Origin of the sequence: Streptomyces sp. WAC 01529 (assembly GCF_003945545.1) — a bacterium.
Taxonomy (GTDB): Bacteria; Actinomycetota; Actinomycetes; order Streptomycetales; family Streptomycetaceae; genus Streptomyces; species Streptomyces anatolicus.
Window position 1 is genome coordinate 1,614,408 of sequence record NZ_CP029617.1, and the last position, 21,426, is coordinate 1,635,833.

Here is a 21,426-nt window from a genome sequence, read left to right on the forward strand (position 1 = left end):
TGATCAACCCTTCCATACGGGCACGCGCAACCCGAGGTGGTCCCGGAGCGTGCTGCCCGGATAGAAGGTGCGGAAAAGACCGCGGTGCTGGAGGAGCGCGACGGTTCCGTTGACGAGCCGCTCCAGGTCGCGGCGCGGCTCGACGGGCGTCAGATGGAAGCCGTCCACGGCGCCCGCGCGGTGCCAGTCGGCGATCAGCTCGGCCAGATCGACGGGCCCGCCCCGGTACGCGGGCCCGTCGGCGGTGGGCAGCGGCCCTCCCCCGTGGCCCGGCGCCGCGGCGCACTCGCCACCCCCGAGGTCGACGACGAGCGCGGCGAAGACCCGCAGCGTGTCCGGGTCGCGCCCTAACTCGCCTGCCCGACATCGCAGTTCGGCCCGTGCGGCGTCGGCCTGGTGGGCGGAGGCGGCCCGCACCAGGGCGACGTCCGCATGCCGGGCGGCTGTCTCACGGGCGGGCGCGTCGGTGGCGTCGACGACCCGCACGGGGTGGCCCTGGGGCGGTTCCTCGCGGGGCGCGACGCGGCGCCGCCCGAAGAGCCGGGTCCCGGCATCGGCCGCCGACGCGTCGAGGAGCCAGCCGGCCCGGCCGCGGCTGACCTGGTCAAGACCGACCGGGACCGCCGGGGCCGCCGGGACGAGCCCGACGCGGCGGGTGCGGGGCGCGATCCTCGCGGCCATGGCGAGCGCGTCGGGCCCGGGCCGGGGCCGCGCGAAGGAGCCCCCGAGCGTCACGAAGTCCAGCGCCCCGCCCTCGGCCAGCTCGGCAAGCTGGGCCAACTCGGCGTAGGGGACGGCCTCGTGGGCGCCGGGCCCGTCGAGGGCGGCGGCGAGATGGAGCGGGCCGCGCCCGGCGGATGCGGTCATCGGGCGTGGGCGCCTTTCTCCGGGGCGGGCCGGTTGAGGACTCCGGCAATGGTGGGCGAAGAGGCATGGGAAGACATGCGGAAGGCTCCGTGGATGCGGGGGATCGAACACGGGTGGTGCCTTCACCCGGACACGGACCAGCCCCTCGGCAGGGCATGAAGGGCGAGCGGGTGCGTGAAGCGCAGGGCGTCGGGGCTCAGGGAATCAACAAGACGCCGACCACACTCGACCGAGGTCGATGTGGGAGCGCGTGACCAGCCACCGCTGCGGATGCATGGGCCAAGTGGAACAGGCATCCGTATCCGCGTCAACTGCCGTGAGACGCGGCGCTCACATCCTGGACAGCCGCCTCACGGCTCCGCCCGCCGTGAGCGGCGCGACACCTCTCCTCGTACGTCCCCTCTTACCCGCAGTCGCAGCAGGAGCAACAGGAGCAGCACTCGCAGCTGCTGCAGCAGCCGCCGTCGCAGTCGCAGTTGTTGCAGCAGCCCTCGCGCTTCTTGCGGGACCATGGTCCTTCGTACTCATCGGCACAGCACATCTTGCAGGTGCAGCACAGCCCGATGGCGACGGCACACCCCGCCCAGAAGCCGCGCTTGCCGGGCTTCGGCGGCTGCGGCTCGAACGCGGGCCCACCCCCGAACCCACCGGGCCCGCCCGGACCACCCGGCACACCACCCCCGTACGGATCGCCACCCCCATAGGGATTCTGCGAGCCGTACGGCCCGCTCCCATGGTTTCCGTAGGGGCCACCCTGCTGCGGGGGCCCGAAGGACCCCGCCCCCGCCTGATGAGCTGTCACCTCGCGGGCGTGACCGCACGCCTCGGTCCCGAACGCGCGATCGACAGAGCGGCGCAGCTCATGCGCGAGCAGGACGTGCGCGAGCTTGCCGTCGGTGAATTCGGCGTCCCGCAGTGCGAAACGTATGCCGTGCAGCGCGTCGTCGGCGAGGCGGCGCGCCTCCGCGAGGGAGGTGCCGGTCGCGGTGAGCGGGTTCCACGCACCCGACGCGGCGTCAGCTTCCCTGTCCTCCACGGCGTCGAGCAGATGCGCGAGGCGGCCGAAGAGCCGTCCGGCCTCGGTGAGCGGCTCCACGTTGCCGGGCCGCCCGGCGAGCACCGCGGTGTGCGCGAAGGCCGCCGCGGTCGCCGTCTCGGTCGGCTCGGTGACCGTGAGCAGCGAGGTGCCGGGGCCCGCCAAGGCCTCGATGCCCGCCTGCCGTTCGACGGCGTCGAGCAGGACCGCCGTGTCGAACCCCACATCGGAGCCGGTCCGCGCGCCCGCCCTGTCCCAGCTCCTGGCCACGCGCCGCGCGGCGAGAGCCACCGGGCGGCGCGCCAGCAGGCCGTCCCCGTCGACGACGTGGTCGCGGACCTTCGCCGAGGCGAGCACCAGCGAGACGGCCGCGGCGAGCCGCGCGCCCTCGCCCCGCGCGACGGAGGCCGTCCGCATCCCGCGCAGGGGGCAGGGCCCCGCGGTGCGCCGCCACCCGGTCGACCGCTCGGCCTGAGCCTCCGTCAGAACCGAGATGATGAGCCCGTCGTAGTTGGTGACGACGCGGGCGAACTGCCCGTGATCGCCGCGCAGTGCGAGGCAGAGCCCGCACAGGTGCGCCATCCACTGCGTCTTGAGCCCGTCACCGAGGCGATGGGCGCAGGGCCTGACGATTCCGAACAAGACGACGGCTCCCCCGAGTGGCCGGAAACTGCTCAACCCCGGCATCGTAGCCAGACCCGTTCACCCGTACGTACCCGCCGTCACCCGTACGCCGCGAATCATCACATTTCACTCTCCGTCAGCAACCGTACACAGTGCGACCCTTGAAGTAGGGCGTGCGTCGGCGTGTTGACTCTGCACCAGTACCGTCACGAAAACCCCGCGCGGCGACTATCCACTTGGCGCACCATCCGCATCATGGACGAGCATAGGGATGCGGATGCAGGGAAACCGCTGTGAGAGGAGGCGTCCATGGGATCGGTGCGCAAGGCAAGCGCTTGGCTTGGCCTCGTCGACGACAACAACGACGAGCGTTACTACGACGACGGCTACGAGGACGACCGGGACGAGGGACCCGCCCGGCCGGAGGCCTGGGTCACCGACCCGCGCGCACGGGTGGCTCCCGAGGCGGCCGAGGACCAGGAGCGCCGGATCGGAACCGTGACCCCGGACAGCTTCCGGGACGCGCGCCACATCGGCGAGCTGTTCCGGGACGGTGTGCCGGTCATCATGAACCTCACGGCCATGGAGCCCACCGACGCCAAGCGCGTGGTCGACTTCGCGGCCGGTCTCACCTTCGGTCTGCGCGGTTCGATCGAGCGCGTGGCGACGCGGGTCTTCCTGCTGACCCCCGCCGACACGCACATCGTCAGCGGGGAGGCCGCGGGCCGTCCCTCGGACGGGTTCTTCAACCAGAGCTAGGGCAAGGACGCTCACCGGGGCCCAGCCGGGTCACCGTCATCTCACCCTCACCCTGATCGTCACGGTCACCGGAAGGCGTCGAGACCGGTGAGCGCCTTGCCCAGCACCAGCTGATGCATCTCGACGGTGCCCTCGTAGGTGAGCACCGACTCCAGGTTCGTCGCGTGCCGCATGACGGGGTATTCGAGCGAGATCCCGTTGGCGCCCAGGATCGTCCTGGACGTGCGGCAGATCTCGATCGCCTCTCGTACGTTGTTGAGCTTGCCGAAACTGACCTGCTCGGGACGGAGCCTGCCCGCGTCCAGGCGCCGCCCGAGATGGTGGGCGAGCAGGATGCCCTTGTGCAGCTCGACCGCCATGTCGGCGAGCTTGGCCTGGGTGAGCTGGAAGCCGCCGATGGGCCGGCCGAACTGCTCGCGGGTCTTCGCGTACTCCACCGCCGCCTCGAACGACGAGCGGGCGGCGCCCATCGCACCCCAGACGATGCCGTAGCGCGCGTGGGACAGACAGCTGAGCGGGCCCTTGAGGCCGACGACCTCCGGCAGGACCGCGTCGGCGGGCAGCCGCACCTCGTCCATCACCAGCTCACTGGTGACGCTCGCCCGCAGCGACCACTTGTGCCTGATCTCGGGCGCCGAGAAGCCGGGGCTGTCGGTCTGCACGACGAACCCCCTGATCCCCTCCCCGGTCTGCGCCCAGACGACGGCGACCCCGGCCACCGAACCGTTGGTGATCCACATCTTGCGCCCGCTGAGCAGCCAGTCGGCGCCGTCCTTCCTCGCGTACGTCCGCATGGACGCCGGGTCGGAGCCGTGGTCGGGCTCGGTCAGACCGAAGCAGCCGATGATCTCGCCCGCCGCCATCCCGGGCAGCCACCGCTGCTTCTGCTCCTCGGAGCCGAAGCGGTGGATGGCGTACATCGCGAGGGAGCCCTGCACGGAGACGAGCGAGCGGATACCGGAGTCGGCGGCCTCCAGCTCCAGACAGGCCAGCCCGTACTGGACGGCGCTCGCGCCCGCGCAGCCGTAGCCCTCCAGGGACATGCCGAGCGCCCCGAGGGAGCCCAGTTCGCGGGCCAGCTCGTGGATGCCGGGCAGTTCGCCCTTCTCGTACCAGTCGGCGATGTGCGGCAGCACCCGGTCGGTGGCCCAGCCGCGCACGGTGTCGCGGATCGCCAGGTCCTCCGGGTCGAGGAGGTCGTCGATGCCGAGGAGGTCGGCGGGGTCGAGGGGCGGCAGAGGGGTGCGGGCGCTTGGGGACATGCGGGCCTCCGGCGGCACAAAACTAGCACTGGTAGTTAGCTACGGCTCGCGCTGACGTTACGACGCAGTGTCCCGCACGTCCAGGGCCCTGAGGCGCGCTGAATCCCCGGCCGAAGGCCACCAGGACTCAGCGGCGGGAGTCGGCCCCGACCCCCGCGGGGTCACGGGGCGCCGGAATGCCCCGCTCGGCCCGTGCCTCGGGCGCCCCGCACTCCATGCCCCGCGGCAGCCGCAACGCCGCGAGCGCTCCGAGCAGCAGCAGGCCCGCGCTGACCAGCAGAGTCACATGCAGCCCGTGGACGAAGGAGTCCCGCGCCGCGGCCCGCAGGGCGGCCCCCGCCTCACCGCCGAGCCGCGCGGCGACCTCGTACGCCTCCCCCAGCGAGTGACTGGCCGCCTCGCTGTCCGCCGCGGGAACCCCCCGCACCGAGGAGAGCCCCGGCGCGTACGCCGCGTTCATGACCGTGCCGAGCAGCGCGATGCCGATGCCCGCGCCCAGCTGGTAGGAGGTCTCGCCGATGGCCGCGGCCCCGCCCGCCTCGGACGGGGGCGCCTCGCTCAGCATCGATTCGTACGCGCCGAAGAGCGTGGTCTCCAGGCCGAAGCCGAGCAGGACGAAGCCGGTGAGCAGCAGGCCGTCGTTGGCGTGGCCGCCCATGCCGGTGAGCACCACGACCGCGAACGCGGTGAGGCAGAACCCGGCGCAGACCATCCTGCGCGGCCCGAAGCGGTGCAGCATCTTCGATCCGGCGAGCCCCGCGGCCATCGCAGCGATGGTGAGCGGGAGCAGCCGCAGCCCGGTCTCCAGCGGGGAGAGACCGAGCACCAGCTGCAAGTACTGCGCGGCGATCAGTTCGAGCCCCACGAGCGCGAGCATGGCGAGCACGATGCACCCCACCGACGTGCTGAACGCGGGCCGCGCGAACATCGACAGATCGACCAGCGGGTGCTTGCGCCGCCGCTGCCTGCGGACGAAGCCGACGAGCAGGGCGGCGCCCACGGCGAGGGCGGCCAGGGTGGTGGCGTCGAGCGGCGACTCCCCGCCGCCGAGCCGCTTCACGCCGAGCACGAGCCCGAAGAGCCCGCCCGCGGCCATCAGCGCGCCGACCACGTCCCACGGCCCGTGCGGGCCCCCGGTGGACTCGGGCAGCAGCCAGCGTCCGATCGGCAGGCTGACCAGCATCAGCGGGATGTTGATGAGGAAGACCGAGCCCCACCAGAAGTGTTCGAGGAGGAAGCCGCCGAGCAGCGGCCCGACGGCCGCGCCGACCGCCGCCACCGCGCTCCAGACGCCGATGGCGACGGCCCGCTCGCGCCGGTCGGGGAAGACCTGGCGCAGGATCGAGAGGGTCGCGGGCATGATCATCGCGCCGCCGACGCCGAGCAGCGCCCGGGCGGCGATGAGGATCTGGGCGTTGTCGGCGAGGGCCGCGATCGCGGAGGCCACGCCGAAGAGCGCGTATCCGAGAAGCAGGACCCGTCTGCGGCCGACGCGGTCGCCGAGCGTGCCGAACAGGATGAGGAGCGAGGCGCAGACCAGTGGATAGATGTCGACGATCCACAGCAGTTCGATCGCGCCGGGCTTCAGGTCCTCGGTGACCGCGGGCACGGCGACGTGCAGAACGGTGGCGTCGACGGCGACCAGCAGCAGGCTGACGCAGAGGACGACGAGCACGAGCCAGCGGTTGGCCCCGGCACCGGCCCCGGATCCCCGACGGCCCTGCGGTGCTGCGGCCGTGGTCGTCCCGGACATGTGCGTACCTCCCAGTGATCCCTCGCATCGGCGGCCTGCGGGACGGGGACTCCCGCTCCGGCGGCGCAGACAGTGGCGTCCGGCGGCGCAGACAAAGGCGAGTGAGCCGTCAGAGTACGCGAGTTCGCTCCTGGGGCGCGTGGCGGACCTCTCATGGTTGTACGGATGCCGTGTGGCGTACACCACGCTCCCCGTACCCGGAGCACGCCCCGGGCGGGCGTCCGGTTCCGGCCGCGGCCGATAATCGAGCTTGTGACCACTCTTGCCCCACCCCTCTCACCCGCCCCGGCGGGCCACGCGCTGCGCCGTGCCGCGCCCGCCCTCCTCGTGTACGCGGGGGTGCGCGCGCTGGGCCTCGCGGTGCTCGCGGTGTGGGGCGCGGCGGCCGGCAAGAGCCCGCACACACTGCTGGCCGCGCGCTGGGACTCGCTCTGGTACACCCGCGTCGCAGAGCACGGCTACGGCTGGCAGGTGCGGCTGCCGGACGGCAGCGTCCATTCCAACCTCGCGTTCTTCCCGCTCCTGCCCTGGCTGGAGCGGCTCGTCTCGGCGGTCAGTCCCTTGTCGTACGCCGACGCGGGCCTGGTGGTGAGCTGGCTCGCGTCGCTCTTCGCCGCGGCGGGGATCTTCGCGGTCGCCGACCATCTGTACGGGCGCCGGGCGGGGGTCTGCGCGGTCGCGCTCTGGGCGGTGCTGCCGGTCGGCATCGTGCAGTCGATGGCGTACAGCGAGTCCCTGTTCACCGCGGTGGCCGCCTGGTCGCTGTACGCGGTGCTCAGAGAGCGGTGGGTCCTGGCGGGCGTGCTCGCCTCGTGCGCGGGACTGACCCGGCCCGTGGGCGCGGCGGTGGTCGCCGCGGTCTGGGTGGCGGCGGCGGTCCAGGTGTACCGGGAGGGTCGGGTGCACCGGGAGGGGCGGGCGGACCGGCGCATGCTCCTCGGGGTGGCCCTGGCCCCGCTGGGCGCCGCGGGTTATGTGCTGTGGGTGGGTCACCGCACGGGCGGCGGCCTCTTCGGCTATCTCGACGTCCAGGCGGGCTGGGGCAACGGCTTCGACTTCGGTTACGCCTTCGCGCGTTTCATCGGGGAGAAGTTCACCTCCGTCCCCGGCGCCCTCGCGGGCATCGGTCTCGTCGTCGGGGTGGCGCTCGTGGTCCGGCTGTACGTCGTCGGCGTACGGCAGGGGCAGCCGCTGCCGCTGCTCGTCTACACCGGGATCGTCGTCGCGCTGGCGCTGTGCGCGGCGGGCTACTTCGGCTCGAAGCCGCGCCTCCTCATGCCCGCCTTCCCGCTCCTGCTGCCCCTGGCGGTGGCGCTCGCCCGGCTGCGTACGTCCAGGTCGGCGCTGGTCCTCGGGGGTGTGGCCGTGGTGGGCGCGGTCTACGGGGCGTTCTGGCTGCACGGCTCGGGCCCGCCGTGATCCCGTCATGATCATTTCCGGGCGCCGCGGTGACCGTACGGAGAATTCCGCGCCAGGTCCCGGTGAACGAATTCATAAGCGTCATGAAATGGCGCGGGAAACGATCAATGAATTGAGCAGGGCGGCTGTGACCGAATAGGGAATCCCAGGAATAAACACCGTCCTGAGATCAATCCCACATCACATCGTCATCACAAAGCCACTGATTCGGCCTAGTGCCAGACTCACTCGCTGTAACGTCGATTGGGTGCGTACCGAACGAAACCTCACCCGTCTTGACCGGGTCTTCGCCCGGCTGGACCGTGAGCCGGAACGACCGGCCCACCTCGATGTCCCGAGGATGAGCCGGCACCGGGTCGTGCTCTTCGGCTCGACCCTGGCGTTCTACCTCGCCATCGTCGTCGCCGTGCTGACCACCTCGTGGCTGGTGCGGTTCGACTGGCAGGTCATGTTCTTCCGGCCCTACCAGCAGTGGCCGGAGATCCACGCCTTCCTGGACTACTGGGTCGTCCTCGGCCAGCGCGGCCCGACCGCCGTCATGGTCGCGGCCTGGCTCGGCTGGCGCTCCTGGCGGCAGCACACGCTGCGCCCGCTGCTGATGTTCGGCGCCGCCCTGCTCCTGCTCAACGCGACGGTCGGCGCCGCCAAGATCGGCATGGGCCGCCTCGGTCCGCACTACGCCACCGCGATCGGCTCGAACGAGATGTGGCTCGGCGGCGATATATTCCCCTCCGGCCACACCGCCAACGCCGTCGTGACCTGGGGAATCCTCGCCTACATGGCCTCCACGCCACGCACCCGCCGCTATCTGTCGGCCCTGTCGGCCGTGGTCTCCCTCAGCGTCGGCCTCACCACCGTCTACCTCGGTACGCACTGGCTGAGCGACGTCTTCCTCGGCTGGGCCGCGGGGCTGCTCATCCTGCTCGCGCTGCCCTGGTTCGAGCCGCTGATCTCCCGGATCGAGGCGGGCGTCCTCGGCCTGCGCGACTCCTGGCGCGCCCGTCGCGCGGGCGCCGCGGCCCTGCCCGGGCCCGTCGCGGCCCCGGTGGGCGTCCCCGCGATCGTGCCGCAGCGCCCCGCCGCCGAGGAGAGCGCACCGGCCCGCGAGACGGTCGGCGCCGCCCGCGCCGGACGCCCTCCGGCCTATCTCGCGCCGGGCCCGCACACGGCCCGCTCCGAGCGCACGCCGGTCACCCCGGCGGGCAGCCGCCGCCCGCCGCACCCCGACCGCGTCTCGCGCGGCACCACGTCCGCCCGCCCGGTGGCGGGCGGCTGACCCCGACGGCGGGGGCGCCGGTACGCACAGCCCGTCCCCCGCACCGCGAAGGCCCCGGTTCCGTCGAGGAGCCGGGGCCTTCGCCGTACGCCGTCGCCGCGAGCGGCCGCTCAGCCCTTCCAGGAGCGCGTCACGACGCCCTCCTTGACCTCGAAGTTGAGCCGCCCCGCGAGGTACTCCATGGTGATCATCGTCCCCGGCGGCAGCGACCTGACGGTGGACCAGCCGCGCTCGCGCGCCTGCTGCTCGGCGGCGTCGGCCGCCAGGCCCACGTAACGGTCCGGGCTGTCCTGGGGCTCTGCGGGTGGGGTCGGGATAGGTGCCATGGCCGCCACGTTAGGCGGCGCGGGTCCGCCACGGAAGGCCGGGACCGCACACCAAGCGTCACGGGTCCCTCTCCGGTCACGCTTCTGTCACAGGATCACGACGCGCGTTTCGGCCGAACTCCGTCACACGTACGGGCGGTTCCGCACGGGGAACGGTGTAATTCACGAGCGGCTTCGCAACGCGCGCAAGCCGTGGGCACGGCTGCCCGAATTACCCTCCCCGAATAACGCCGAAGGCCCTTTACGAACCCTCCGCATTTCGGAATCCCGGTCCCCTCCACCGGAGGTGACGGCGCATAGGGAATTCATGGTTCCGGGTCGGCGCCGCGTGCGCCGCCCGCCCGGAAGCGGCGTACGCCCCCTGTCGGAGTCGGCACCGGCGCGCGCATCATGGCGTGAGCTTCGAGCGGCTTCGAGCGGGCGCGGGCAGGCCCGGGACGCGATGGCGAAGGGGCGGGAGATGGGGACCGAGACGGTACGGGCGGTTCGGCGGCCGGGGCCGGAGCGGCGGCGAGGCCGGGTGGTGGTGGAGTGGCTGACCACCACCGACCACAAGAAGATCGGCCACCTCTACCTCATCACGTCGTTCGTCTTCTTCCTCGCCGCCGGTCTGATGGCCCTGATGATGCGAGCCGAACTGGCCCGCCCGGGACTCCAGCTGATGACCAACGAGGAGTTCAACCAGGCCTTCACCATGCACGGCACGATCATGCTGCTGCTCTTCGCGACCCCGACGTTCGCGGGGTTCGCCAACGAGATCATGCCGCTGCAGATCGGCTCGCCGGACGTCGCCTTCCCCCGGCTGAACATGCTCTCGTACTGGCTCTTCCTCTTCGGCGGCCTGATGGTGCTCGGCTCGCTGCTCGTGCCGAGCGGTCCCGCGGCCTTCGGCTGGTTCGCGTACGCCCCGCTCAACAGCATGGAGCGGTCGCCGGGCATCGGCGCCGACCTGTGGATCATGGGGCTCGCGCTCTCCGGCTTCGGCACGATCCTCGGCGCGGTGAACTTCCTGACGACGATCATCGGGATGCGCGCACCCGGGATGACGATGTTCCGGATGCCCATCTTCACCTGGAACGTGCTGTTCACCTCGATCCTGGTGCTGATCGCCTTCCCCGTGCTCGCCGCCGCGCTGCTCGTCCTGGAGGCGGACCGGCGCTTCCACTCGCTCGTCTTCGCCTCGGAGAACGGGGGCGCGCTGCTGTGGCAGCACCTCTTCTGGTTCTTCGGGCACCCCGAGGTCTACATCATCGCGCTGCCGTTCTTCGGCATCATCACGGAGATCATCCCGGTCTTCAGCCGCAAACCGATGTTCGGCTATCTGCCGCTGGTCGGCGCGACGATGGCCATCACGGGGCTCTCCGTGGTCGTGTGGGCGCACCACATGTTCGCGACGGGCGCGGTGCTGCTGCCCTTCTTCTCGTTCGTGTCGTTCCTCATCGCGGTCCCGACGGGCGTGAAGTTCTTCAACTGGACGGGCACGATGCTCCGGGGCTCGCTCTCCTTCGAGACACCGATGCTGTGGGCGGTCGGGTTCCTGGTGAGCTTCCTGTTCGGCGGCCTCACGGGCGTCATCCTCGCCTCGCCGCCGCTCGACTTCCACGTCACCGACTCGTACTTCGTCGTCGCGCACTTCCACTACGTCGTGTTCGGCACGGTCGTCTTCGCGACGTTCGGCGGCTTCTTCTTCTGGTGGCCGAAGCTGACGGGCAAGATGCTCGACGAACGCCTGGGCAAGATCCAGTTCTGGACGCTCTTCGTCGGCTTCCACACCACCTTCCTCGTCCAGCACTGGCTGGGCGCCGAGGGCATGCCGCGCCGCTACGCCGACTATCTGGCGGCGGACGGCTTCACGGTCCTCAACACCGTCTCGACCATCGGGGCGTTCCTGCTCGGCCTGTCCACCCTGCCGTTCCTCTACAACGTCTGGAAGACCGCCAGGTACGGCGAGAAGGTCGAGACCGACGACCCCTGGGGGTTCGGCCGCTCCCTGGAGTGGGCGACGTCCTGCCCGCCGCCGCGCCACAACTTCCGCACGCTGCCCCGGATCCGCTCCGAGTCCCCGGCCTTCGACCTGCACCACCCCGAGTACGCGGCGTTCACGGAGTGGAGGACGGACCGGCCTCCCGAGGATCCGCAGACCGAACACCCCGGTCCAGGGCCCGGCTCAGGAGGTCCCGGGACGCCCTGATCCGGTCGGCGAGCGCGGCGGGCTCCACCACCTCGAACTCGAAGCCCATGAACATCACGTGGAACACCATCACGTCCAGGCTCGCCGCCCCCGTGCGCAGCAGACAGCTCCGCTCGGTCTCGGCCTCCAGGGTGCCGTCGCTCGGGGTGATCCGCTGGGCGGCCTCCTCCAGCGGCACGAGGAGGCGGACCACGGCCTGTGCGGCGTACGCGCGCGTGGAGACGCCCTGCGACACGTACGAGGCCAGATCGCCGGCCGGCGGCGTGCGCGGCGCGAAGCGCGGCCCGTGCGGCGGCCTCGGCGTGACGCGGTCCACGCGGAACGTACGCCAGTCCTCGCGCTCCAGGTCCCACCCCACGAGGTACCAGCGGCGCTCGGTGCACACGAGCCGGTGCGGCTCGACGACCCGGCGGCTCGCGCCGCCCCCGTGGTCGCGGTAGTCAAAGCGCAGCCGCTCGGCGTCCCGGCACACGCCCGCGAGTTCGGTCAGGACCGCGGGGTCCACGCCTTGCGGCTGCGGGGTGCGCAGCATCGGCACGGTGAAGGCGTTGAGGGCGCCGACGCGGTGGCGCAGCCGACTGGGCAGCACCTGTTCCAGCTTGGTGAGGGCGCGCACCGAGGTCTCGCCGATGCCCTCGATGCCCTGTCCGGCGGCGGTGCGCAGGCCGACCGCGACCGCGACCGCCTCGTCGTCGTCCAGGAGCAGCGGCGGCAGCTCGGCCCCCGCGCCGAGCTGGTAGCCGCCGCCGGTGCCGGGGCTGGCGTTGACGGGGTAGCCGAGTTCGCGCAGCCGGTCCACGTCACGGCGGACCGTGCGCGGGGTGACGCCGAGCCGATCGGCGAGGTCCGCGCCGGACCAGTCGCGGTGGGCCTGCAGCAGGGAGAGCAGGCGGAGCAGTCGTGCCGAGGTCTCCAACATGAACGCGATTGTGCCCCGGGTTCAGGACAGCCACGGTCCGCGATGCACGATGTCAGCTCTCCGTGGACCCCTCCGTACTGGTCTCCGTCCCGGCCCCTGCCCTCCGGACGCGGACGGCGAGGTCGTTGTCGTTCGTGTAGTACGGGCCGACCTCGACCGCCCCGTGCGGGGTCTCGCGGCGCACCACCGGGTACGTGAAGATCGTCTTCTTGTCCGCGACGTCGTCGAGCAGGCGGGCGACGCGTACCCGCGGCCCGCTCTCGCCCGCCGGGAGCAGCCACAGGTCCCAGGGCCCGGGACCGCTGTCGGCGAGCGGGCCCTGGTCGAGGCCGAAGGTGAACTCCGGCCCCTCGGCGGTGACTTCGGCCCGGCGGACGAGGCCGGGTTCGGCGCGCCGGACGGCCTCGGCGTACGCGGCCTCGGTCAGCGCGGTGCCGTAGAGCCGGCCGTGCACGGTCAGCGCCGCGCCCGCGAGCCCGAGTTCGCCCGCCTCGGCGTGCGGCGCCCGCAGCCAGCTGCGCACCGAGAGGTTGCCCTGCTTGGTCGCGTACGGGATGCGCACCGCGACATGGCCGCGGCTGCCGCTCGGCGCGCGGTCCACCAGCGAGCGCAGGTCGTTCACGCCCGGCATCAGACGGCGCGGCTCACCGCCCGCGACCTGGGCGTAGGCGTTCCAGCGGCCCTCGGCGAGTTCGACGCTGCTGGGCAGCGCGGCCCGCAGCCGCCCGTCGGCCGACGGGGAGAGCGGCAGCCGGACGTAGTCCTCGGCGGAGTCGGCGTCCCGGCGGCGCAGCAGCAGATGGACCGTGTCCTTCGCCCCGGCCCCGCCGGGGTCCGTCACGTCGAAGGTGAGGCCTCCCGCGGAGTCGGCGACGCAGTCGGCGCGCGGTGCCGTGGCGGCCTTACTGTCGTCCCCGGCGTGCGAGGCGGCCCGCGAGGTGGCCAGGGGCGTCATGCGGTCGATCCCTTCGTCTGTACGCGCCCGAGGTCCCGCACCGCGTACGCGCCCCCGAGCAGCGCGCCGCGCGTGCGGTGCAGGGAGCCGCGGAGCCGGCCCCCGAGCGAGCTGCCCTGGGTGATCATTCCGGTGAACATCGCGTCGTACCGCTCGGCTATCCGGACCGGGTCGAAGCGCTCGGAGTCCTGGAGCGCGGCGTCCGCCATCCGGTGCCGGAGCGAGTCGTCGTTGATCAGTTCGAGCAGACCGCTCGCGATGGCGTCGGGGTTGCCGACCTCGACGAGACGCCCGTCGACGCCGTTGGCGATGATCTCGCCCGGGCCGTGCGGGCAGTCGGTGGCGACGACGGGCAGCCCGCAGCGCATCGCCTCGACGATGGTCATGCCGAAGGACTCCAGGCTGGAGGTGACGGCGGCGATCGAGCCCTTGGCCCACTCGGGCTCGATGGGGTGGGCGGCGCCCATGAGGAAGACGTGGTTGTAGAGACCGAGTTCGTCGATCAGGGCGCGCAGCTTCTCCTTCTGCCTGCCGCTGCCGTAGATCCGCAGCCGCCAGTCGGGGCGCTCGCGCCGGACCTTGTCGAAGGCCCTGATCAGCAGGTCGTACCGCTTCACGGGGGCGAGGCGCCCGGCGGCGACGACCCACTTGTGGGAGCCGTCGGCGGGCTCTATGCCGGGGGCGGGGACGGGGTTCGGCAGGGCCTGCACATGGACGCCGGGCAGCCGCATCTTGCGGCTGTAGGCGCGGGCGTCGGCCTCGGTCGTCGTGGTCAGGACGTCGAGGCGGGGGTAGACGCTGCGGAGCTGGCGGCGGAGTTCCTTGGAGTGGCTGTCCAGCGTCAGGTGTTCCTGGCCGACGCGCAGGGGGCCGCGCGCGGTCTGGCGTGCGATGTGCACATTGAGCCCGGGGCGGGTGCCGACGACGACGTCCGCGTCCAGCGCCGCGAGGTGGGCGGCGATGCGCCGGTCGGTGAGGGCGCTGTACTGGGCGTAGCGGCCCTCGGCGCTGGGGAACGTCCGGGCGGGCCGCAGATGCTCGGGGGCCTCGCCCTCGTAGCCCGGGCTGTCCTTGCGCGTGTCCACGAGGTGGCTCAGGCGGACGCGCGGGTCAGGCGCGAACACCGGCTCGTCGCGATGGCGGAAGACGGAGACGATCTCGACGTCGTGCTGCTGGGCCAGTGTGTTCGCCAGGTTGTACGTCGTCCGGATCGTGCCTCCGATCCCGTACGCGTTGTGTATCAGGAAAGAGATGTGCATGCGTCCCCGTATCCCGCGTTTCCATGCGGACAGTCCCCCTCGTCCGCCTACCGCAGGGTTAGACGGGTATTCCTGGCCAAAGGTTGGGTGTCATAGCCATCCTTTTTTTGGACAGATACGTGACCGGAGGCCAAGGACGGGAACTCTCCCGAGGTCTCGCGTATCACGGCTGGTAGGCGAGCTGGGGCACGTCGAAGCAGTTGTCGTTCATGTCCCCTCCCTGGGTGACCCAGCCTCTCCCGTCCCGCCAACGTGCCACCGACACACACGTCCTGCGGCTCCCCGGCGGCTCGGCCCGTTCCTCGAAGGTGACGGGGAGCAGCAGTCCGCGCGCGGAGTACGGCTCATTCCGGTTCATGTATCCGTCCACGCACGCGCGCGTGACGTCCCCGCCCGCCTCCGCACCGCCCCCGGCCAGGCACGAGGTCGCCGCGTCGGTGAACCACATGGCGGCGGCCCACCCCTCCAGCTGCCACTGCGAGAGCCCCTTCTCTCCGCCGTCCTTCATGGCGGCGCGGAACTCGCGTACGGCCGGGTGCGCGGTGTCCTCATAGTTCCTGCTCGATCCGGTGGCCCACAGGGCGTTGCGGCAGCGCGGCGCGTCCTTGTAGTCCTCGCCGACGGTCGAGGTCCAGTTCTGCACGTTGGTGACCTTGGCGGTGACCTTCGCGCCGACGTCGTCCATCGCCTCGCACAGCTGGGCGTTGCCGTGCGTGTCCATCGCGTCGAAGACGAGGTCGGCGCCCTGCTCCTTCAGGTCGGCGGCGGCGGCGCGGAAGTTGGGCAGCGCGAAGTCGACCTGTTCGGTGACCACCTTGTAGCCCTCCGCCTTCAGGCCCCGGGTGACCAGACGGGCGTACGCGGCGGACGCGGCCTGGTTGTAGGAGACGACGGCCGCGGTCCGTGCCCCCTGCTCCCGCTTGAAGTAGCGGTAGACCTCGGTGCCGCCGTAGAGCCTGCCGTCCCAGCCCGGCTTCCCGTTCCGCGGGGCGAGGCTGCCGTAGATCCCGTACAGATGCGGATAGGTGTCGTACGCGGGCCCGATCGGCTGTCCGCCGATGTCGGGCACGCCCGCGCGGGAGACCCGGGAGGCGCCCGCGTACTCCAGGGAGGCGGTGGCCACGAGCGCGACGACCTTGTCCTCGTCGACGAGTTCGCGCACGCAGTCGTTGTTGCCCACCCCGCTGCCGCCGTCGTCGCAGGTGCGCACCTCCACCCGGCGGCCCTGGATGCCGCCGCGCGCGTTCAGCCGGTCGAAGTAGGCCTTGGCGCCGTCGCGCGGCCCGGTGAACGCGGCGCCGCCGACCGGGCTGGTGGCGCTGGTGATGATGCCGACCCTGACCGGCGCCCCGCCTGCCGGGGCGGGGGCCGTGCCGCGCCGCTCGAAGTCGCTCTCGGGCAGCCGGCTCCCGCAGGCCGCGCTCGCCGCGCCCGCCAGCAGGAGCGCGGCGGTGAGCAGAACCTCAGCAGCCCGGACCGGGCGACGCATTCCCGCTCAGCTTCACCAGCGCGCAGAGGGTCTTGACCGACACCTTCCAGGTGTCGTCCTCGTTGACGGCCGTCCCGGCGGCGTCGGGCAGCGCGGTGGCGCCCTTCAGGGTCAGCGCGTACGTGACGTCGGCCTCGTCGGCCGCGGTGAAGTCGACCTCGCCGACCTCGGCGGCGACCTGCTTGCCGCGCTCGTCGCCGCTGAAGCTCTCAAGGACGGCGCGCATCTTGGGCCCGTTCTCCAGGACGGCTTCCTTGTCCTTCAAGGAGACCTTGGGGTCGAAGAACTTCTCCCAGTTCTCCCGGACCTCCTTCTCGGCGGCCGCCGGGTCGGCGGGCGCGGAGGCGTCTTCCTCGGTGGACTCGGCGGATTCGGAGGGCTCGGCGGGCTTGGAGGACTGCTCCACGGTCGGCTCGGGCGGCGTGCCGCTGTCCCCGCCCCCGCTGTCGTCGCCGCAGGCCACGGCGGCCGGACCGATCAGCATGACCGCGGCGGCCGCCAGCACCGCGCCGCGCACTCTTGCCCGCATCATCTGGCTCACCACCGGGTGTCGGTCCGGGCCCGCGGGCCTCGGAGCTTTCAGGGTCGGCTTCCAGAGGGCATAGTGCAAGCGATCGGCCGACATGGACAGACCTCCAACGAGACTGCCATGACCGATGTGACCGACGTGACCGACGACGTGTCCCAGGGGGCCTCGATGCGGGCGGCTCAGACAGCTCGGACAGCCAACCCGGCCCGGTCACGCCCCGCGCACCCCGTCCTGTGGGCCGCCCTCGCGGCGCTTGCGGGCGGCGCGGTGCTCTGCGTGATCGGCTGGTACGGCGTCTCCGGGGAGCGCTTCGCCGAGCGGCAACTGCCCTACCTCGCCTCCTGCACGGTCCCGGGCGCGGCCCTGATCATCGCGGGCGCGGTACTGCTCACGCACGGCAGGAGCGCCCTGGCGGCGGCGCGCGTCGAGGAGCTGTACGACCTCCTGGTCGCGGCGGAGCCCGCCACCGCCCCCGAGCGGGACCGGACCCCGATGGCGACGAGCGACGAACTCCGCACGGTCCCCGGCGGCACCCTGCGGCACCGCGCCGACTGCCCCCTGGTCGCGGGCAAAGCTGAGGCGGCCCCCGCCGACGCCACGACCCTGGCGCGGGGCGCCCTCACCCCCTGCCCTATCTGCGCGCCGCAGCCCCCGAAGGCCCGCCCCGAGCCGCCCGACGACCCGCCGACCGCCTCCGAGCCCACGCCGGGGCGATGACCCGGTGGCCTCCCTGAGCTACGACCTCACACTGGCCGGGCTCTCGGTCGGCGGCGCCGCCGCGCTCACCGGCATCGGCCTGATCGTCACCTACCGCGCGACCGGCGTCCTCAACTTCGCGCACGGCGCCATCGCCATGATCTGCGCGTACGTCCTGCGCCACCTGACAGTGGAATGGCACTGGCCGCTCCCGCTGGCCGCCGCCCTCACGCTGCTCGTCGTGGCGCCCGGCATCGGTCTGCTCCTGGACCGCGCGGTCTTCCGCCCGCTGGCCGTCCTCGGCGGCGACCCCGCGCAGACCCTGGTCGCCTCGATCGGCGTCTTCGTGCTCCTCGTCGGCGGGGCGGCCCTCGTGTGGGGGCCGGGCGCCCGCGCCGACGCGCCCGCGCTCGGGTCCGCCGACCCCTGGGTCCCCCTCGGCGCGGCCGTCGCCCTCGCCGCGGCCGTCGGGGCGATCACCCGCTGGACCCGCTTCGGCGGCGAACTGCGGGCGGTCGTCGACAACCGCGGGCTCGCCGTGCTCTCCGGCGTCGACGCGGACCGGGTCGCCGCGGTCGGCTGGGCCTTCGGCTCCTTCACGGCCGGGCTCACCGGCGTACTCCTCGCCCCTTTCGTACGACTCGACCCATACGGCATGCCCTTGCTGGTGATGGAGGTGGTGGCGGTCGCCGTGGCGGCCGGGATGCGCAGCCTGCCCGTCGCCGTCGCCGTGGCGCTCGGTCTGGGGGTGGCCCAGAGCCAGCTGACGCGCCTGCACCCCGCGGGCTGGCGGGAGCAGCTCCTCCAGACCGCCGGGGCCAACCTCTTCGTGATCGCCCTCCTCGTCGCGGCGCTGGCCCTGCCGGGCATCGGCTCCCGGGACGCCCTGCCGCGCACGGCGAGGAGCCGCGTGCCGACGCCGCCGGGCGCCTGGACGGTGGCGGCGGTCCTCTTCCTCCTCCCGCTCGGCTTCGCGGGCACGGATCTGACGACCTCGGTCCAGGTCCCGGCGCTGGCCGTCATCCTTCTCTCCCTCGTGATCGTCACCGGCCGCGGCGGCCAGATCTCCCTCGGCCAGGCGGCGTACGCGGGTCTGGGCGCCCTCTTCACCGCGCTCCTGGCGGCCGGCCGCTTCCCCGGCCTGCCCGAACTCCCGCACCTGGCGGCGCTGGCCGTCGCGGTCCTGCTCGTCGCGCCGCTCGGCCTGCTCACCGGCTGGCCCGCGATCAGCCGCCACGGTCTCGCGCTGGCCCTCGCGACGTTCGCGGTCGGCGTCGGCGTCAGCCGCTTCGTCTTCACCCAGCCGTACGCCACGTCGGGGCTGTCCCTCGACCGTCCCGCGGGCTTCGGTGGGGACCGCGCGTACTACGTCCTGGAGCTGGTGCTTCTCGCCGGGGCGCTGCTCCTGGTCACCGCGTTGCGCCGGGGCCGCACGGGCCGGGCACTGGCGGCGATGCGGGACCACGAGGCGGGGGCGGCGGCCGCGGGGGTGCCGGTACGGGCCCTGAAGCTCACGGCGTTCGTCACCGGGGCGGCGCTGGCCGGGCTTGGCGGCGGCATGCTGGCGATGGGGCAGCGGGCGTTCGACGCCGGGGCGTACGACCCCGTGCGCGGGCTCCTCTGGTTCGCGGCGGTGCTGGTCCTCGGGGCGGACAGCGTGCTGGGGGCGGTGGTGGCGGCGGCGCTGCTCGTCGGCCTGGACGCGGGGGCGCGGGGCGGGATGGCGGCGGCGGTGATCGGTGTCCTCGCGGTGCTGATCGGCCGCGTGTCCTGCGGGCCTTGGGTGGCCCTCCGCTCCCTTGTGCGCCGGAGTCGGCGCGGGCCCCGCCTGCGCCTCACGGCTCGGGGCGCCTCAGTTCGCGAGGCCCTCCGCGTCCCCGGAAAGGCCTTTCCCACCCACCCACCCGTTTACCCCGCACCACCTTCACCAGGGACAAAACACCCCGCACAACCCTCGCCAGGAACAAAACACCCCGCACCACCCCCACCACGAAGAAACCACCCCTCACCGCACCCCCAACCACCCCGCGAACACGCCCCCCTGACCGCCCACCACCTCACCCTCACCTACAACGGGTTCACCGCCCTCAAGGACGTGAGCCTCACCGTCCCCCGCGGACACATCACCGCGGTCGTAGGCCCCAACGGCGCCGGCAAGAGTTCCCTCTTCCACTGCCTCGTCGGCACCCTGCGCCCCGACACGGGACGGATCACCCTCGGCGCCCGCGACATCACCCGGCTCCCGGCCCACGCCCGCACCCGCCTCGGCATGGCCCGCACCTTCCAGCAACTGGCCGTCTTCCCGTCGCTGACGATCGCGGAGAACGTGCTGATCGGCGAGGACCAGACCCCCGCACGGACCGCCCGGGCGGCCGCGCACGCCCTGCGCCTCCTGGACCTCACGGCCCTCCGCGCCCACCCCGCCGACGGCCTCCCCACCGGCACCCTCCGCCGCACCGAACTGGCCAGAGCCCTCGCCGGCACCCCCCACACCCTCCTCCTGGACGAGCCGGCCGCGGGCCTGGACGCGGGCGAAGTGAGCGCCCTGGCCACCCTGCTGCGCGCCCTCGCGGCCGACGGCATGGCGCTGCTCGTCGTCGAGCACGACCTCGACCTGGTCGCGGGCCTCGCCGACACCGTGCACGTGATGACAGCGGGCCGCGTCACCGCGTCGGGCCCGGCGGACCACGTACTGGGCACCGCACGGTGAAAGGCCGCACGAGGAAGGGCACCGCACGGTGAAAGGCATCGAACTGCGCGACGCCCGCGCGCACTACGGCCCCCTCGAAGCCCTGCACGGCATCACCCTGGCCGCCCCCGCCGCCACCCTCACCGTCCTCCTCGGCCGCAACGGCTCCGGCCGCACCACGGCCCTGCGCGCCCTCGCCGGCACGCTCCCCCTCTCCGCGGGGGCCGTGCTCCTCGACGGGCGGGACATCACCCGGCGCCCCGCGCACGAACGAGCGGCCCGGGGCCTGTGCTTCGTACCGGACCGGCAGGCCGTGTTCTCCTCCCTCACCGTCGCGGAGAACCTGGAACTCTCCCACCCCGAGGGCGACTTCGGCCGCGCCCTGACTGCCTACCCCGAACTGCGGCCCCTGCTGCCCCGCCGCGCGGGCACCCTCTCCGGCGGCGAACAACGCATGCTCGCCCTCTCCCGAGCCCTGCTCTCGCGGTCCCCGCCCGCACAGGCCGCCGTGATCCTCGTGGACGAGCCGACCCAGGGCATGTCCCCGCCCATAGCGGCCCGCACCTACGCGCACCTGAGCGATCTGGCCGCACACCAGGGCGCCTGCGTCGTCGTCGCCGAACAGCGACTGCCGCCCGCCTTGCGCGAACGCGCGAGCCGGACGGCAGTGGTGGTGCATGAACTGCGCCGGGGCACAGTGGCCTTCAGCGGCGAGGCGACAGAGGTCAGCGCCGCCCGGGAATGACGAGCTTCACCCCGACGGCGAGCCGGTCGGGGCTGCTCCCGATGACACCCCGGTTGGCCGTGTAGAGCGCCTTCCAGCCCCCCACGACCTGGTACCGCCGGGCGATCGAACTCAGCGTCTCCCCGCGCACGACCACATGCACGCGACCGTCGATCCGGTCGACCCGGTCGAACCGCTCGATCCGCACCTTCTTGGAGCAGGCGGGCCAGGCCTTCCACCCCTGGGTGCGCCGCACCTTCTCGGCGACCTTGATCTGCTCTTCCTTGGTGGCGAGGTCGGCGCGCGGCGCGTACGCGAGCCCGCCGTGCTCCTCCCAGGTCGGCTGCCAGAACTGCAGCCCTCCGTAGAAGCCGTTGCCCGTGTTCGTGTCCCAGCGGCCGTTGCTCTCGCACTGGGCGAGACAGTGCCACGGCCCCTTTTCGAGGGAACAGCCGTACTCCTCGAAGGGGGAGCCCGGCCGCGGTGGCGGGATCGCGGACGCGGCGGCCGGTGGCAGCGCCACCGCGGCCAGAACCGCGCCCACGACCACCGCCAAGGCCCTGGCCGATCGCCTCGGATGCGTGCGTGGATGCCTCGACCGCGTGAGCGGATGCCTCGACTCAGTCAGCTGCATCGGCTCACGCTAGGCAGCT

General features: G+C 72.7%; 18 protein-coding genes. 7 read left to right on the forward strand and 11 right to left on the reverse strand.

Annotation, left to right across the window (positions count from 1 at the left end):
• Window positions 1-3: 3 nt before the first annotated feature.
• Together DMA15_RS07275 and DMA15_RS07280 are read right to left on the reverse strand one after the other, a co-directional pair.
• The gene (locus tag DMA15_RS07275; protein WP_125511836.1) at window positions 4-867 is read right to left on the reverse strand and encodes an LLM class flavin-dependent oxidoreductase; all 864 of its coding nucleotides are present in this window, start codon (window positions 865-867) and stop codon (window positions 4-6) included.
• 403 nt (window positions 868-1,270) lie between these two features.
• Entirely contained in the window at window positions 1,271-2,545 is a 1,275-nt protein-coding gene (locus DMA15_RS07280; RefSeq protein ID WP_206302677.1) for a DUF5685 family protein, read from the reverse strand.
• Between the two features lie 291 nt (window positions 2,546-2,836).
• On the opposite strand from DMA15_RS07280, the gene DMA15_RS07285 reads away from it, so the two are divergent.
• On the forward strand, window positions 2,837-3,286 hold the full coding sequence (locus tag DMA15_RS07285) for a cell division protein SepF (protein ID WP_125511838.1): 450 nt from the start codon (window positions 2,837-2,839) through the stop codon (window positions 3,284-3,286).
• 65 nt (window positions 3,287-3,351) lie between these two features.
• Here DMA15_RS07285 and DMA15_RS07290 read toward each other — a convergent pair whose 3' ends face one another.
• Together DMA15_RS07290 and DMA15_RS07295 are read right to left on the reverse strand one after the other, a co-directional pair.
• Window positions 3,352-4,548, reverse strand: a complete 1,197-nt coding sequence (locus DMA15_RS07290) for an acyl-CoA dehydrogenase family protein (RefSeq protein ID WP_125511839.1) — start codon at window positions 4,546-4,548, stop codon at window positions 3,352-3,354.
• Between the two features lie 127 nt (window positions 4,549-4,675).
• On the reverse strand, window positions 4,676-6,301 hold the full coding sequence (locus tag DMA15_RS07295) for an MFS transporter (protein ID WP_125511840.1): 1,626 nt from the start codon (window positions 6,299-6,301) through the stop codon (window positions 4,676-4,678).
• 252 nt (window positions 6,302-6,553) lie between these two features.
• On the opposite strand from DMA15_RS07295, the gene DMA15_RS07300 reads away from it, so the two are divergent.
• Together DMA15_RS07300 and DMA15_RS07305 are read left to right on the forward strand one after the other, a co-directional pair.
• The gene (locus tag DMA15_RS07300; RefSeq protein ID WP_240659700.1) at window positions 6,554-7,720 is read left to right on the forward strand and encodes a glycosyltransferase family 39 protein; all 1,167 of its coding nucleotides are present in this window, start codon (window positions 6,554-6,556) and stop codon (window positions 7,718-7,720) included.
• Between the two features lie 247 nt (window positions 7,721-7,967).
• Window positions 7,968-8,996: a phosphatase PAP2 family protein gene (locus DMA15_RS07305; RefSeq protein ID WP_125511841.1), complete on the forward strand. Its 1,029-nt coding sequence runs from the start codon at window positions 7,968-7,970 to the stop codon at window positions 8,994-8,996.
• A 110-nt stretch (window positions 8,997-9,106) separates the two neighbouring features.
• On the opposite strand, the gene DMA15_RS07310 is transcribed toward DMA15_RS07305, so the two are convergent.
• The gene (locus DMA15_RS07310; RefSeq protein ID WP_125511842.1) at window positions 9,107-9,322 is read right to left on the reverse strand and encodes an I78 family peptidase inhibitor; all 216 of its coding nucleotides are present in this window, start codon (window positions 9,320-9,322) and stop codon (window positions 9,107-9,109) included.
• Window positions 9,323-9,782: 460 nt separating this feature from the next.
• On the opposite strand from DMA15_RS07310, the gene ctaD reads away from it, so the two are divergent.
• Window positions 9,783-11,513 (forward strand): cytochrome c oxidase subunit I, encoded by a 1,731-nt coding sequence (ctaD, locus tag DMA15_RS07315; RefSeq protein WP_125511843.1) that lies wholly within the window; start codon window positions 9,783-9,785, stop codon window positions 11,511-11,513.
• On the opposite strand, the gene DMA15_RS07320 is transcribed toward ctaD, so the two are convergent.
• From DMA15_RS07320 to DMA15_RS07340, 5 genes are all read right to left on the reverse strand, one after another.
• Window positions 11,422-12,432 (reverse strand): YafY family protein, encoded by a 1,011-nt coding sequence (locus tag DMA15_RS07320; RefSeq protein ID WP_125511844.1) that lies wholly within the window; start codon window positions 12,430-12,432, stop codon window positions 11,422-11,424. The two genes, ctaD and DMA15_RS07320, sit on opposite strands and share 92 nt — an antisense overlap.
• Before the next feature lie 52 nt (window positions 12,433-12,484).
• The gene (locus DMA15_RS07325) at window positions 12,485-13,387 is read right to left on the reverse strand and encodes a FixH family protein (RefSeq protein ID WP_240659701.1); all 903 of its coding nucleotides are present in this window, start codon (window positions 13,385-13,387) and stop codon (window positions 12,485-12,487) included.
• Window positions 13,384-14,646 carry a glycosyltransferase family 4 protein gene (locus DMA15_RS07330; RefSeq protein ID WP_125511845.1) on the reverse strand — a complete coding sequence of 421 codons (1,263 nt, stop codon included), beginning with the start codon at window positions 14,644-14,646 and terminating at the stop codon, window positions 13,384-13,386. The genes DMA15_RS07325 and DMA15_RS07330 overlap by 4 nt, the downstream gene beginning before the upstream one ends.
• A 163-nt stretch (window positions 14,647-14,809) precedes the next feature.
• Window positions 14,810-16,135, reverse strand: a complete 1,326-nt coding sequence (locus DMA15_RS07335) for an ABC transporter substrate-binding protein (RefSeq protein ID WP_125511846.1) — start codon at window positions 16,133-16,135, stop codon at window positions 14,810-14,812.
• Window positions 16,110-16,667 (reverse strand): hypothetical protein, encoded by a 558-nt coding sequence (locus DMA15_RS07340; RefSeq protein ID WP_240659702.1) that lies wholly within the window; start codon window positions 16,665-16,667, stop codon window positions 16,110-16,112. The genes DMA15_RS07335 and DMA15_RS07340 overlap by 26 nt, the downstream gene beginning before the upstream one ends.
• Before the next feature lie 165 nt (window positions 16,668-16,832).
• Between DMA15_RS07340 and DMA15_RS07345 the strand changes: the two genes are divergently transcribed.
• From DMA15_RS07345 to DMA15_RS07355, 3 genes are read left to right on the forward strand one after another with little or no spacing between them, the layout of a single operon-like run.
• Entirely contained in the window at window positions 16,833-17,381 is a 549-nt protein-coding gene (locus DMA15_RS07345; protein ID WP_125517386.1) for a hypothetical protein, read from the forward strand.
• Window positions 17,382-17,385: 4 nt separating this feature from the next.
• Complete coding sequence (locus DMA15_RS07350) at window positions 17,386-20,070, forward strand: ATP-binding cassette domain-containing protein (protein WP_125511847.1); 2,685 nt, start codon at window positions 17,386-17,388, stop codon at window positions 20,068-20,070.
• A gap of 28 nt (window positions 20,071-20,098) precedes the next feature.
• Window positions 20,099-20,794, forward strand: a complete 696-nt coding sequence (locus DMA15_RS07355; protein ID WP_125511848.1) for an ATP-binding cassette domain-containing protein — start codon at window positions 20,099-20,101, stop codon at window positions 20,792-20,794.
• Here the strand turns inward: DMA15_RS07355 and DMA15_RS07360 are convergent.
• The gene (locus tag DMA15_RS07360; protein ID WP_346428905.1) at window positions 20,775-21,317 is read right to left on the reverse strand and encodes a transglycosylase family protein; all 543 of its coding nucleotides are present in this window, start codon (window positions 21,315-21,317) and stop codon (window positions 20,775-20,777) included. The two genes, DMA15_RS07355 and DMA15_RS07360, sit on opposite strands and share 20 nt — an antisense overlap.
• Between the last annotated feature and the right edge of the window lie 109 nt (window positions 21,318-21,426).